Source organism: Stutzerimonas stutzeri (assembly GCF_038561965.1).
GTDB lineage: Bacteria > Pseudomonadota > Gammaproteobacteria > Pseudomonadales > Pseudomonadaceae > Stutzerimonas > Stutzerimonas stutzeri_AA.
On sequence record NZ_CP139348.1, the window covers coordinates 1,862,456 to 1,875,020 of the forward strand.

The window sequence follows — 12,565 nt, forward strand, 5'->3', positions numbered from 1 at the left end:
ACACAGAAGGGATAGACCGTCCTGATCTGGCTGGGTTCACCGCGGTTTCTCGCAATTTCAGCCAATTTTTCGATCAATGTCTCAGCTGTCCTGTTTTGCCGGCCGGGCTTTCTGCGCGCGGTAGTTTTTTTCCCGCATAAAGGCCGGAACTATGAATAGCGCGTCATGGGCATAGCGCTTCACCAGCCTTTTAGGCTCGGAACACATGCGATGCAGCCACTCTAGTTTGCAGTTCTGCATCCACACCGGCGCACGTTTGATACTGCCGGTGGCGAAAGAGATGGACGCGCCAATGCAGAAGCCCATCCCGTTTCGTTCGTGACTTTCGATAGAACTGGCCAATATCTCTTGGCGTGGCGCGCCAACTGCGTAGAGCACTAGTTCGGACGGGTTATCTCGAACGAACTGCAACGCCTGCTGAACTTCGTCCGGACGATTGATAAAGCCCATCGGAGGGTTGTGGTGATAGAGCGTAATGCCGGGATAGAGCGCTTGCAGTTTGATGCACTCCTGCTCGGTTGCCCCGATCAGGACGATGCGCAGACGCTCACGATCGGCCCACTGCAGCAGGTCGACAGTAAGGTCGCTTCCCGGAATCACTTCCTCGACTTGCACGCCCAGGCGCTGTAGCAGCGGTTGCAGAATTCGGCTATCGCATAGGCGCAGGCGTGCCTTGGCATAGGCTTCACGTAGCGCAGGGTTTTCCTGCAGCTGCGCGAGGTGATCGACGTTGGGTGTCACCACGAACGAGTAGGGCTGCTTGACCCCCTCACGAATGCAGTTCAGCAACGTCGCTTTGCTGCCGGTGAAGAAATCCACACCGAACGCGTGGTTAGTCTCGTTAGACACTCATCGTTACTCCTTTGAAAGCGCCCTTGATGCCGGACCAGGCGAGGCTGGGGTGGTTGAACTCCTTGATGACGGTGATCGCCGACAGGAAACAGGCCGAAGCGAACGCGAAGCCCTGGCCATAGAAACGCTTGTTGAAGCGGGTCGCCGCGCGGTTGCGGTAGTAGTGGTAGAAGGCCGAGCGACCGCCCGAGCTGAGCGAGCCGTAGTGGAAAAGGCGGCTGTTAGGCACGACACGGATCGAGATGCCTTTCTTCTTCGCCTGGAACTGCCAATCGACTTCCTCGGAGTACATGAAGTACGCCTCGTCCATCAGACCGACGCGCTCGACCAGCTTGGCCGAAAACGCCAGGCTGCAACCCATCAGGTAATCCGGCTGCTCGCTGTTTTGCGCCATGGCTTCGAGCGTCTGGTCCTTGCCCAGCAGCTTGGCCTTGCCCAGCAGCGGGTAGAGCTTGCCGCCGCCGTAGCATTCCAACCGTCCGGTGTCGGCGCTGAGAATGACCGAGCCGACGAACTGGCGGTCGTTCTCGTTCAACGCTTCAAGCAGCGGCGTGAAGGCATCGCTGTCGACATAGGTGTCGTTGTTGACAATCCAGAAGTTGGATACCGGCAGGTTGTCCAATGCCCAACGCAGCCCATAGTTGTTGCCGCCTGCGTAACCATTGTTCTGCGGATTCGCTAGCAGGGTTACGTTGTGGCGTGGCTGAGTTTCCAGCCACTGGTTGAACGCCACCATGGAGCCGTCCTGGGAGTCATTGTCTATGACCACCACGTGGTTGATAGCCGGGCAATGAGCGAGCAGGCTCTCAACGCAACTGATGGTTTCAGTAGCTGCCTTGTAGTTGAGGATAAGCGCGACGTTCATGGATGATTTCCTGGCTGCGAAGGTGACGGGCCTTGAGGGCGTGGATAACGAACAGCATTGCGAGGATCGGCTGGCCGTACTCGAAAAAGCCGTTGAGTGGCCAAATGACGAAGAAAGCAAGAATGGTTGCGTAGATGAAGGTCATGTCAGTGGCGATGTTCTTGGCGATGCGGTGATAAACGAACAGCGTCACCGGAACGACCAGGAACGTAAGGAACCCGAAGCGGAACAGCGTTCCGATGATTCCGACGTCGGACAGGAAGAAGTGTTCGCCGAAATACGGAATGAAACCGTCCTGCCACATCAACGAGAGCGATCCGCTGGGTAGCCAGTTGACTTGATCGAGATGGGCAAAAATGACCGCAATGGTGTTGGAACGGGCGCCGTCTTCAACACCTTCCAGCGTGCTGTCATAGAACTCGGTGTTCAGGCCGAGTACCTCCAGCAGGCTTGGGTAGAAATAGAATGGCGATAGCAGGATGGATAACGAGGCTGCCCAGATGACGGCCTTAGCGCGCAGACAGAACAGGGTAAACGCCAAGCACAGCACGATCAGCTGGCGGGTCTGGGTAGCGAACACCAGCGTCAGCAGAAGCAGGGCGGCAATCACCAGATAGAGCGTCTTACTACGAGCGGCCCCATTGATTGGCGACGTGCCCTTCGACCAGATCTGGATGCAGTAGAAGTAGCCTAGGCAAATCAAGTAGGGGCCGATGGATGAACGGTCGGGACGGTCATCCGAGCGCACCTCCGGTCGCATATCGGGAATTACGCCGAACTTGAAACACCAGGAAAAGAATGCGGCAATCAGGGCTGCGTACAGCAAAGCGCGCTCGAACTTCAATGTGCTGACCCGCTTACCGAGGAACAGTAGCGGTGCGAAGCCGAGGCAGAACAGCACACGGCGTTCTTCGATGAGCCCGAAGACGATTGGCTGGCCGTAGGTGTAGTACGCAAAAATTGCGGGCAGCACGAGGAACACCACGGCGGTGTACAGGCAGTAGTACATGAGGATGCGGAACTCGCGCGGGGCATTCTCGGCCGAGGCGAGTAGCAACAGAATGGTGAAGATGATACTGACGGCCAAGTACAGTTCGTTCAGGCCTTTGATCCCGTAAGGGTTGTGCGGGCTGTCACCGAATACGGAAAAATGCAGCACGATCGCCAGGATCAGCAGCGGAAAAAAGAAGAAGCGTGAACTGAAATTCGTCATCAACCTGAGTCCTTAGGTATTGGTTCCTTGGGCGCCACAGCCGTTCAAGCTGATTCCAGCGCCCGCTTCTTGATCTTCTTGCGCCGTACCAGCAGGCCGGTGAACGCTTTGAAGCTCTGATAGAACCCGATCTCCTTGATCCCTTTGCCAAGCTCGAAGCCTTTGTACGAAGGGGTTTTAAGCAGCAGCAACTTCATCGCCCACAACCGCGGCAGGATCGTCGTGCGGCGGTAGTACTGGAACGGCTGTATGGCAAAGATGCTGTTCGTATCGAAAGCTTCCGCTTTGACAACGCCATCTGCCTCCGCGTTGCGAAAAAGTTCGCGGCCTTTTGCAGTGCGTACCAGAATCAGCGAATTGCCCTCGCGCTCCTCGAAGGAGGGGTAGCCTTTTTCGTCGCCTTCCCAGCCATCGGCGCAGACGATATCGGCAAATTCGCCGATGCCGTCCGGGCAGATCTTGCAGCGCGTCTGCAGGTGGCGGTTGAGCACTTTTCCCCACGAGTCGTTGTAGGTCATGGTTCGCTCGTCACCATTAGCGAGGGTCGCCTTGGTCAGCCCTGGCCAGCCGTCACCGCGGTAGCGGAAGGAGGTGACCTCGCTGCGTTTGGCCTCCAATTTTTCCAGCACCTGCTCGGTGCCCTGCAGGCTCGGCGTGCCGGCGCACATGAAAGAGACGATGTAGGGGATGTTTTCCTTCAGCCGTGGGTTGTGCTGCTGCATCTGGCGCACTGCCGCGACGTCGCACGGCTTGCCGATGAACAGGTACTTTTCCGTGGACATGGCCACCCACTTCAAGGCTTCGCCCGGGCTGGCTGGCGCATAGCGCGAGCCAGAGGAGGCGATGACGTTCTGCCGTGAACGGCTGATGGTCGCGACGTTCTCCAGCGGATCGGTCGGCGAGGCCTGAATCTGGATTACGCCATCGACCAGCTTGTTCTCCAGGCAGTACTGCGCTAACGCCGAGATCACGCCGCCGGACGAGCCGGCCTGGCGAATTTCATTGTCGGTCGCATAGCCCTTCATGGTGTCGAGGATTTCGCCCCAGATGGGGTGATAGTTTTCCGACTTGTACGGACGAATATCCAGATTCAGCGCCGGGCAGGACTTGGCGAAGGCGGCACTGGTCTGTTCGTTGGCCACCGGCTTGTTCTGGTACTGGCTGTTGAGCACCGGGCGGTGATAGCCATCGCCGGTCAGACGAATCTTGATGGCGTCGTCATCGGCTACCGAGCTGCACATTCCGCAGCCGCTGCAGAGGTCGTTGTTCAGCACGCGATTCAATGAAGCTTTCATACCTGCCTTCCCTTGAGCGGCCAATCGAGCGCGACGCACGACTGGCAGTATTTAATGAGCGCGGTCATGCGGGCTGGCGCCGCTTGCGATAGATGTTGAGCACCGCATAACCGTAAATAAGCGTCAGGACGACCATGCCCAGAGTGGACACCCAGGGGGCCGCCTGTATCCCGTGCGAGGGGATAAAAAACCAGTAACAAGCCACCGTGATCACGCCCGAGGCGATGATGCCGAAGGTGCGCAGAAAGCCTGTGCCCATGGCCAGCAGCTGCACGCCAAGGCCGGCAGCGATGAAGCGCGCCGCGGTAAAGCAGGCGAAGGCCAGCCAGAGCGTATTGAGTTCCGCGTACTCGGCGCCGAGGAAGTAGTCGGTGAACAGTGGGCCGATGAAGAAGAATGCGAGGGCGAAGATCAGACCCATGCCGGTGTACTCGCCGAGGATGCGCGCGCCATAGCGAACCAGGCCGGCTGTCTTGTTGTGCAGCTGATAGGCGAAACGCGGGATATGCACGCTGGCCAGCAGCACGCTGAATGGCACCGCACCCTGAATCAGCCGTGAGCCGGCAAAGTAGATGCCTGCCGCTTCGCGGCCGGCGAGGTGGTTGACCAGAATGACGTCGAGCTGGGCGAAGATGTTGGTGGCGCCACTGTCGATGGCAAAGCTGGTAGAGGATTTGAATCGCTCCGCCAGCACCTGCCAGGAACTCCGCAGGATGCCGCCCAACGCGAGAATCTTCGACAGCGCACGGAGGGCGAAGGTGGCGTAGATCAGTCGCGATACGAGGAATGCCACGCCAATGGCCAGCACGTCGTTGTGCAGCAGGATCGCGGCGCCGATGAGCACGAAATGAACCAATGCGGTTGCCGCCACAATCTTCGTTTCGCGGTGGAACTGACCGATGCTGCGAAACACCGTCAACCCCAGATCGCCATAGGACGAAGCCAGCGTGCCGAGCAGGAACAGCACCGCGGCGAAGCGCTCGGTCGTGTGCAGATCGAGGACGAACAGAATGATCGGCAGCAGCACAACGCAGGCCGGCAACACCAATACTGACTTCGCCGCCAGGCTGGCGGACATGATCTCGCCAGCGCGATGGCGTTCGGCACCTATATCGCGCAAGGCGCGCATGCCGAAGCCGTAGTCGGTCACCAGGGCGACGATGGTCGACCAGGTAATCACGATCGAAATGAAGCCGAAGTCGCTCGGCCCCAGCGTTCGCGCGAGGATCAGCAAGGTGCCGAGCTGCACGGCGGTGCGAGCCGCCGTGGTGACCCCCATCAAGGCATGATCGCGCATGGTTATCTCTGATACGCGGCCTGGGGCTGGTGCAGTGTGGCGAGGATGTGCTCCAGTGCCGCGCTGTAGGCATCCAGCTTGCGGCGGATGATCACGCCACTGGCGGCGACCTCAGCCTTGAGCTGTTCACGGTTGTCCAGATGGGATAGCACCAGCTCCAGTGCACTCTCGGTATCCTCGGTCTTGAGGTCGACGACGCGGTGGTAGTCGAGCGACTGATAGAGACCGGCAAACTTGCGGCTGTAGGCCAGCGGAACAACCGGAACGCCGGCGGAGAACGCGCCAATGGTCGCGTGCATGCGCGCACCCACGAAGAAATCCATGCCACTGATGTAGGACTTTGCTTCGATCGGGCCCTTGAAGCGCGGCGCCAGCTTTAGTTCCGGGTATTGCTGCTGCAACTGCTGGGAAACGGTGTAGTCGTCTTCGGCCGGGAAGCCGATCGGAATCACGTGCGGAACCAGATGCACTTCATGGCCGCGCTCGAGCAGGGTGCGGATCAGGCGATCAGTGAGCGCCTTGTAGTCGGCACGCAGACCGAACTGGTTGGCGGTGCCTTCATAGCCGCCATGGTGCAAAAGCGCCGATACGCTGAGGCCGACGGCCAGCTTGTTCGGGTCCCGATGCTCGCTCTGGCGGTCGAAGGGCAGGGCGAAGGCAACGTCGATGACTTCGTCGCGGTTGGGAATGTTCAGCTGCTTGAGCACGTCGAACGACTGATGGTCACGGGCAAAGACCATGGTGCTCTTCTTCATCGCCCATGCCGATGTCTTGGTGGCCCAGTCGGCCTTGAACGGGCCAATGGTCTGCGGCGAGAGGACCAGCGGCACGCGGCCGCCCAAGGCCATACCTTTGCTGACCAGAAGCTTGATCAGACGCTTGGCGCCATAGATATCCGAGAAGCTGTCGCCTTCGCCGATATCGAACACTGCGTCGCAAGAGCTGATGGCCTTGTACAAGCCGTGCGGATTCTTCAGCAGCGCCTTCTCGTTGAACTCGATGAATTCGTACTTGAAACGCTCAGTGGACGGCGGATAGTCGCAAGGACCGGACGAGCCGATGATCAGGAACTCCGGGGTGATCCCACATTTGCGCGCGGCCTCGTCGATCAGCAGCATGTTCGAAATGCTCAAGGCGCCAACCCCGAGGTTGCCAGATGAGAACGAATGCCACAGCAGTCCAAATTTCATGTTCGAATTCACTCCAGAATCAATCAGCGTTTTGCGCAGGGGTCGGACCGATGTCGGTGCAGTCGTTCGCCAGATGTTTGCGCATGAGTTCCATCTGCGGACGGTCCTTGCCGTCACGCGGCTCTATCGCGAGCTTGTAGGTGCCCCAGCCTGGGCCACCGGCCCAGTAAGCGCTGGGCACGCAGTTGTCGTTGAGGTAGGCGAGCAGGTTGTCCATCGCCACCGCTGCCTCGGGTAGGTCGTCCGGAATGCCGTACTCGCCGAGAAAACCCTTCTGGCCATGTTTCTTCAGCCACTCAATGAACGGACGTGCCCGTTCTACCCCAAGCATTGGGTCAATGTTGTTACTGGTCTGCGCCATGTACTTGCCGGAGAAGTCCTTGTCGAAGTACAGGTGCGCTTCGTAAACGATCCGGTCGGCCGGGTCATTGATCAGGAAGTTGGCGTTCACCAGCGGCCAGTGATAGGCACTTGACCAGCGCTCGCCCTCGATGAAGATCAACGTCTGGTCATCGACCTCACGAATCGCATCGACCGCCGCTTGGGCGGCGCCAGGCCAGAGGCCGACGGTGCTGTGCGGCTCGTTCATGATGTCGTAGCCGAGCAGGCCGCGATGACCTTTGAAGTGCTGCGCCAACTGACGCCACACCGATGCGTAGGCCTCGTAAGGCACTTTGCTCGAACCGATGAGTTCGCCGTGGTAACGACCATAGTTGTGCATGTCCAGAATGACCTTCTGGCCATTCATGGCGGCCAGATCCAGGGTCTTCTTCAACAACCGGATCTGGTCGAAGTTCAATCCGGAGTCGAGCGAATGCTGGACTCGCTCCCATATGAAGGGGAAGCGGATCAGGCGAATGCCCTGATCGGCGTAGTACTTGAAGTGCTTTTTTTCCGGGTAGAAATAGTGGGTTCCGTTCTTGCCCGGTGTGATATGCGGGGCGAACCCGGCGCCGGAGATATTGACCCCGAGCAGGGCCAGCCCGTCGTTGCCAGCCGGCCACTGCGCGGCGCTGACGCCTACAGCCGACAACGCAGCTACCAGCGCCACAATTAGGCGATTCGAGCGCAGGGCTGTCCGGTTAGGGTGTCTGGTCATCGCTAGCACCTATTTACAGGCAAAAAAAAAGTTACTGACGCTCGTAAGGTCAGTTACTTGGCAGGTTCGAAAAAAAAAAGATGGATGCAGTGTTCGGCATGGCGACGGGCAGCCCGTCGCCATGCGAATCACTTTTTATTTGGTGGTGCTGGCGTATTCGTACTGGTAGTAGCCGTATTCGCCGTAGGTCGAGGCTTTGCGCACGACCGCGTTGAAGATCACGCCCTTGACCATCAGGCCGTTCTGCTCGAGGCGACGCTTGGCCGCTTCGATTTCCTTCACGCCGTTCAAACCATAGCGAGTGACCATCAGTGTGGTGCCTGCCTGGCTACCGACCAGGGCAGCATCGGTGACCGCCAGGATTGGCGGCGTATCGAAGATCACTAGGTCATACATGTGGCTGATCTCTTTGACGAAGCGAGAGAAGTTCTCGTGCATCAGCAGTTCAGACGGGTTCGGCGGCAACTGACCGTGAGTGATCACGTGCAGGTTGTTCAGCTGAGTCTTCTGAATGGCGTCGAACAGCGTGATACGGCCTGAGAGGATGTCGGACAGCCCCTTGTCGCCTTCGCAACGCATGACCTTGTGCAGATAACCTTTGCGCATATCGGCGTCGATCAGCAGCACACGCTTGCCGGACTGGGCGACAACCGCAGCCAGGTTGGTGGTGACGAACGACTTGCCCACCGCCGGGCTCGGGCCGGTGATCATCAGGACATTGTTCTTGGCCTCGATCATCGCGAAGTGCAGGCTGGTGCGCAGGCTGCGCATGGCTTCGGTGGCGAGATCGGCCGGGTCGTTGATGGTCAGCAGGTAAGAAGCAGTGCTCTTGTCACGCTTGAAGTTGGCCAGGCGTTTTTCCAGCACAGCCTGCTTCTCGGTGAACGGAATAGAGGCGTAGACCGGAGTGCCGGTGCGCTCGATGTCTTCCGGATTCTCGACGCCGCGCTTGAGTGCTTCACGTACATAGACGAAGGCGGTGGCGAGCAGGGCGCCCAGCAGGGTGGCGACGATCACGACCAGCGGCTTGTTAGGCTTGACCGGGTTTTCCAGGTCCGCGGCTGCGTGGTCGATGATACGCACGTTGCCGACAGTGCCCGCGCGAATGATGTCCAGCTCCTGAGTCTTGTTCAGCAGCATGGAGTAGGTTTCCGAGGAAACTTCGACATCACGGGTCAGGCGCAGCAGTTCCTGCTGGGTCGACGGCAGGGTGCCGATCTGCTTCTCCAGTTCTTCCTTCTGCAACTGCAGTTGATTGATCTGGTTTATCAGCGCCTGGAAGTTCGGGTGCTGACGAGTGAAGCGGCGCTCCATCTCGGTGCGCTTGAGGTTCTGTTCGGAGATCTGACGTTCCATGTCGACGATACGATCAAGCACCGACTTGGTTTCGGCCGTGATGTCTACCGAGCGCGAACCGGTCTGGTACTTGTTCAGCGCCGTCTGCGCGGCTTCGAGGTGGCGACGTACGGTCGGAATCTGCTCATTGAGGAACTCAAGACTCTGAGTCGCTTCGGCCGCATTACGAGCGATGTTCTGCTCGACATAAAGGTTGGCCACCTCTTCCAGTACGCGAATTGCGTGAGCCGGGTCGGTATCTTCCAGAGTCACGTTGACGATGCCCGATTGCTTGCCGCGTTCGGCAGCCGACAGGCGTTGCTGGAAGCTCTCGGTCGTATTGTAGGTGCGGTTCTTGACCACGGTGAACGTGGTGCCGGGGCGTGCATTCAGCTCGCCCACTGTGACGCGGTAGCCTTCATTCTCGACCGGCTCACCGACGACGCCCTGTACGACGACTTCGCCGTCCTTGTCACGCAGGATAAAGCCATTGTCCTCGGCTGCTTCGAGGGTCAGTTCTTTGCCGTGCACCTTGTCCGGTACTTCCAGCTGAGTGACCTTCAGCGTCTCGCCACCCCAGGCATAGCCACCGAAACCGGCAGGATGCCAGCCCAACTCGCCTTCTTCGCTCGGCTCGAAACGGCGTGCCATGAAGCCGCCGATGATCGGGAAGTGATGCGGAGTGATGCTGATGTCGAGGTTCAGGTTGCTGACCGCGCCACCCACTACCGAGCGCGACTTGAGCAGTGCGATCTCGGTTTGCGCCGGGGACACCGGTGGGTTGGTGTTGACCACGTCGGTCAGGCTCGGCAAGCCGCTCTTGGGCTCGATCTGGATCATCGCGCTGGCAAGATAGACCGGTGTGGAGAGCAACGCGTAAGCGATACCCAAGGCAGCAAAGAACCCGGTGATGCTGAGGATCAGCATGCGGTTGTTAATGAAGGTGTCAAAGAGGTGGGCCAAGTCGATGTCCTTGTCCTCTTTGGTTTCATAAATTGGGCGGGGCATGGTTGTCATCGAAGTTCCTTCTTCATTTCAGGTAAGGAAGCCAGCTCTCGACGGATTTCGTCAGGAGATTGTGGACATGTTCAAAAGCGGGTTTGGATTGGCGGTACGGGTCTGGAATTTCGAGGTCGTCCTGCCATTTACCAACGAGAAACGTTTTGCCGTGCACCTCGGGGGCGATCTGGCGTATGTGCTGAATGTGGCTATGCTCCATCGCTAGGATCAGGTCCGCCTGGTGCAACATATGGCTGTCGACCTGGCGCGCGCAGTGAGTCGGGAGTTCTAGCCCGTTGTCCTGCAGTACTTCATGGGCGGTCTTGTCCATTGGGTTACCTACTAGTGCACCAATTCCTGCCGAGCTGATCGTCAGGTCGTGGCCGCGTAGCCTGTGCGTGAACAACGCCTCGGCTGCTGGGCTTCGGCAGATGTTTCCGACACAGACGATCAAGATGTTCTTGAACATGGGTTCAACCTCGTGGCTGCAGGTTCGCAGCCGTCGGGGTGCGGCCCGCGGTGAACGAATGTGAGATTTTGGGGAGAGTCATTAGTTCCTTCCTGCCACGCCTTTGTGCGGCGTGGCTTTTTCCAGTCTTTTCGGCGGCGCGCAGAGCGTGCCTCGATCAGTACACATCCTTGTTGAAGATCAGTGCTGGCGGGGTGCGGACGAGGATGTAGAGATCGAACCAGACCGACCAGCGCTCGATATAGTCGAGGTCGAACTCGACGCGCTTTTCGATTTTTTCCAACGTGTCGGTTTCGCCTCGATAGCCGTTGATCTGCGCCCAGCCGGTAATGCCTGGCTTGACCCGATGGCGTGCGGAGTACTCGGCCACGGCGTCTTCGAACAGTACGCCCGCCGCTTTCGTCGCTGTCGCGTGTGGGCGGGGGCCGACCATAGACATGCTGCCAAGGAAGACGTTCAGCAGCTGGGGCAGCTCGTCGAGACTGGTTTTGCGGATGAAGCGGCCCACACGTGTAATGCGGTCGTCGCCCCGCGTGGTTTGTCGATCAGCGTTGGCGTCGGATTTCTCGTGGTACATCGAGCGAAACTTGAAGACTTCGATCAGGCGGTTGTTGTAGCCGTATCGCTTCTGCTTGAAGAGCACCGGGCCGGGTGAATCGATCTTGATAGCCAGGGCGATCGCCAGCATGACCGGAGCAGCGGCGAGCAGTGCGATGCTGGAAATGACGATGTCTTCCAGGCGTTTGAACATCGGCGACCATCCGCGTAGCGGCAGGTCCGACGCACTAAGGGTTGGCAAGCCGCCGATCTCGGTGATGCGCTTGTCGGCATGGCGGAAGGCGACCATATCGGGCACCAACAGAACGTTTACCGGCAGCTTGCGCAGTTCGGCGATCAGCTGGCCGATCCGGCTGTCGGCGAACCAGGGCAGGGCGACCAGCACCTGGGTGACTTTCTCCTCACGGATCATTTGTTCCAGGTCACGGGTATTGCCCAGTAGCGGCAGGTTGGCCAGCTCCTTGGGTAGACGCTCCAGGCGGTCATCGATGAAGCCGAGTACGCCGGTGCGGATGTCGCGGTGGTTCTGCAAGTACTCGGCGACGCGTATGCCGTTATCGGTGCCGCCCAGGATCACGGCGTTCTGCAGGAACATGCCACGCGCCATGAGTCGACGGAACAGGGCGAGCATTGCCAAGCGCTCTGCGCCGAAGAGGACGGTGCTGGTGAAGAACCAGAACGACAGGTGCTTGGCTTCCAGGTAGCCGAACATCCCCATCCCTTGATGCATGAAAACCAGAAAGCTGAACGCCGCAGCCCAGGCGATGATCATTACCCGAAAGCGCAGCAGCGTACTGAACACTTCTTCGCTGTAGATGCCAGCGGTCTGGAAGATGACGATGCTGAGTACTGCGAAGAACCCGAGGAAGGCGCTGAACGTGCCGCTGGTGGGCAGATCCATGAATGCCATCAGGAGGAGTCCTGGCAGGATGGCGGTGAGGCCGTGTATCAGCCGGATACTGGCGAGGAAGTAATCGACGAAACTCGGGTGAGCAAATTCAAGGGTTCCAACTGACTGTACGCGCATACAAGGCTCCATCCTCAGCTCAAAGCTGGCTCAAATCTCGAATTAATCGCCGCGGTACGCGGGGGATTGATAGCAGGCCGCCATCGCAACCGTGATCGGGACTCCTGCTCCGACCGTGCCTCTCGGGATGAGTTCAGTACCAGTCAGCGCGCTGCCAAAAAAATGAGCGAACTGCCAGAAAGCCCGCAAATAGCTGTTTTGAAAGGGCTTTGAGCAATGAGCAAGGGGCTCTGGGAGGGCTAATCAGGCAGGCCGTAGTGACCGGCGGCGCGATTTATCGAACATTTGGATTAATACCGTCGCGCTTGCTGGGCACAACTTCCGTCCGTGGTCTCTGTCCTATGCTGCGGAGCGAACTTCTAGGAA

The 12,565-nt window shown here is 58.8% G+C and carries 10 protein-coding genes; all 10 read right to left on the bottom strand.

Annotation, left to right across the window (positions count from 1 at the left end):
* Positions 1-81: 81 nt before the first annotated feature.
* Entirely contained in the window at positions 82-849 is a 768-nt protein-coding gene (locus SM130_RS08630) for a WecB/TagA/CpsF family glycosyltransferase (protein WP_102823683.1), read from the bottom strand.
* A complete protein-coding gene (locus tag SM130_RS08635) occupies positions 842-1,717 on the bottom strand; it encodes a glycosyltransferase family 2 protein (protein WP_102823684.1) in 876 nt (291 codons plus the stop codon). The genes SM130_RS08630 and SM130_RS08635 overlap by 8 nt, the downstream gene beginning before the upstream one ends.
* Complete coding sequence (locus SM130_RS08640; protein WP_102823685.1) at positions 1,677-2,930, bottom strand: hypothetical protein; 1,254 nt, start codon at positions 2,928-2,930, stop codon at positions 1,677-1,679. The genes SM130_RS08635 and SM130_RS08640 overlap by 41 nt, the downstream gene beginning before the upstream one ends.
* A 44-nt stretch (positions 2,931-2,974) precedes the next feature.
* The gene (locus SM130_RS08645; RefSeq protein ID WP_102823686.1) at positions 2,975-4,225 is read right to left on the bottom strand and encodes a Coenzyme F420 hydrogenase/dehydrogenase, beta subunit C-terminal domain; all 1,251 of its coding nucleotides are present in this window, start codon (positions 4,223-4,225) and stop codon (positions 2,975-2,977) included.
* Positions 4,226-4,289: 64 nt separating this feature from the next.
* Entirely contained in the window at positions 4,290-5,522 is a 1,233-nt protein-coding gene (locus tag SM130_RS08650) for an oligosaccharide flippase family protein (RefSeq protein ID WP_102823687.1), read from the bottom strand.
* 2 nt (positions 5,523-5,524) lie between these two features.
* The gene (locus tag SM130_RS08655; protein ID WP_102823688.1) at positions 5,525-6,712 is read right to left on the bottom strand and encodes a polysaccharide pyruvyl transferase family protein; all 1,188 of its coding nucleotides are present in this window, start codon (positions 6,710-6,712) and stop codon (positions 5,525-5,527) included.
* Between the two features lie 19 nt (positions 6,713-6,731).
* Positions 6,732-7,811, bottom strand: coding sequence for a glycoside hydrolase family 5 protein (locus SM130_RS08660; protein ID WP_102823689.1), 1,080 nt, complete (start codon positions 7,809-7,811; stop codon positions 6,732-6,734).
* A 135-nt stretch (positions 7,812-7,946) separates the two neighbouring features.
* Entirely contained in the window at positions 7,947-10,163 is a 2,217-nt protein-coding gene (locus SM130_RS08665) for a polysaccharide biosynthesis tyrosine autokinase (protein ID WP_102823690.1), read from the bottom strand.
* 13 nt (positions 10,164-10,176) lie between these two features.
* Positions 10,177-10,614: a low molecular weight protein-tyrosine-phosphatase gene (locus SM130_RS08670; RefSeq protein ID WP_102823691.1), complete on the bottom strand. Its 438-nt coding sequence runs from the start codon at positions 10,612-10,614 to the stop codon at positions 10,177-10,179.
* A gap of 157 nt (positions 10,615-10,771) precedes the next feature.
* Positions 10,772-12,199, bottom strand: coding sequence for an undecaprenyl-phosphate glucose phosphotransferase (locus tag SM130_RS08675; protein WP_102823692.1), 1,428 nt, complete (start codon positions 12,197-12,199; stop codon positions 10,772-10,774).
* Between the last annotated feature and the right edge of the window lie 366 nt (positions 12,200-12,565).

Coding starts and splice junctions, on each gene's coding strand:
- SM130_RS08675 (WP_102823692.1), bottom strand. CDS start 12,199: ATGCGCGTACAGTCAGTTGGAACCCTTGAATTTGCTCACCCGAGTTTC.
- SM130_RS08660 (WP_102823689.1), bottom strand. CDS start 7,811: ATGACCAGACACCCTAACCGGACAGCCCTGCGCTCGAATCGCCTAATT.
- SM130_RS08655 (WP_102823688.1), bottom strand. CDS start 6,712: ATGAAATTTGGACTGCTGTGGCATTCGTTCTCATCTGGCAACCTCGGG.
- SM130_RS08645 (WP_102823686.1), bottom strand. CDS start 4,225: ATGAAAGCTTCATTGAATCGCGTGCTGAACAACGACCTCTGCAGCGGC.
- SM130_RS08650 (WP_102823687.1), bottom strand. CDS start 5,522: ATGCGCGATCATGCCTTGATGGGGGTCACCACGGCGGCTCGCACCGCC.
- SM130_RS08635 (WP_102823684.1), bottom strand. CDS start 1,717: ATGAACGTCGCGCTTATCCTCAACTACAAGGCAGCTACTGAAACCATC.
- SM130_RS08665 (WP_102823690.1), bottom strand. CDS start 10,163: ATGACAACCATGCCCCGCCCAATTTATGAAACCAAAGAGGACAAGGAC.
- SM130_RS08670 (WP_102823691.1), bottom strand. CDS start 10,614: ATGTTCAAGAACATCTTGATCGTCTGTGTCGGAAACATCTGCCGAAGC.
- SM130_RS08640 (WP_102823685.1), bottom strand. CDS start 2,930: ATGACGAATTTCAGTTCACGCTTCTTCTTTTTTCCGCTGCTGATCCTG.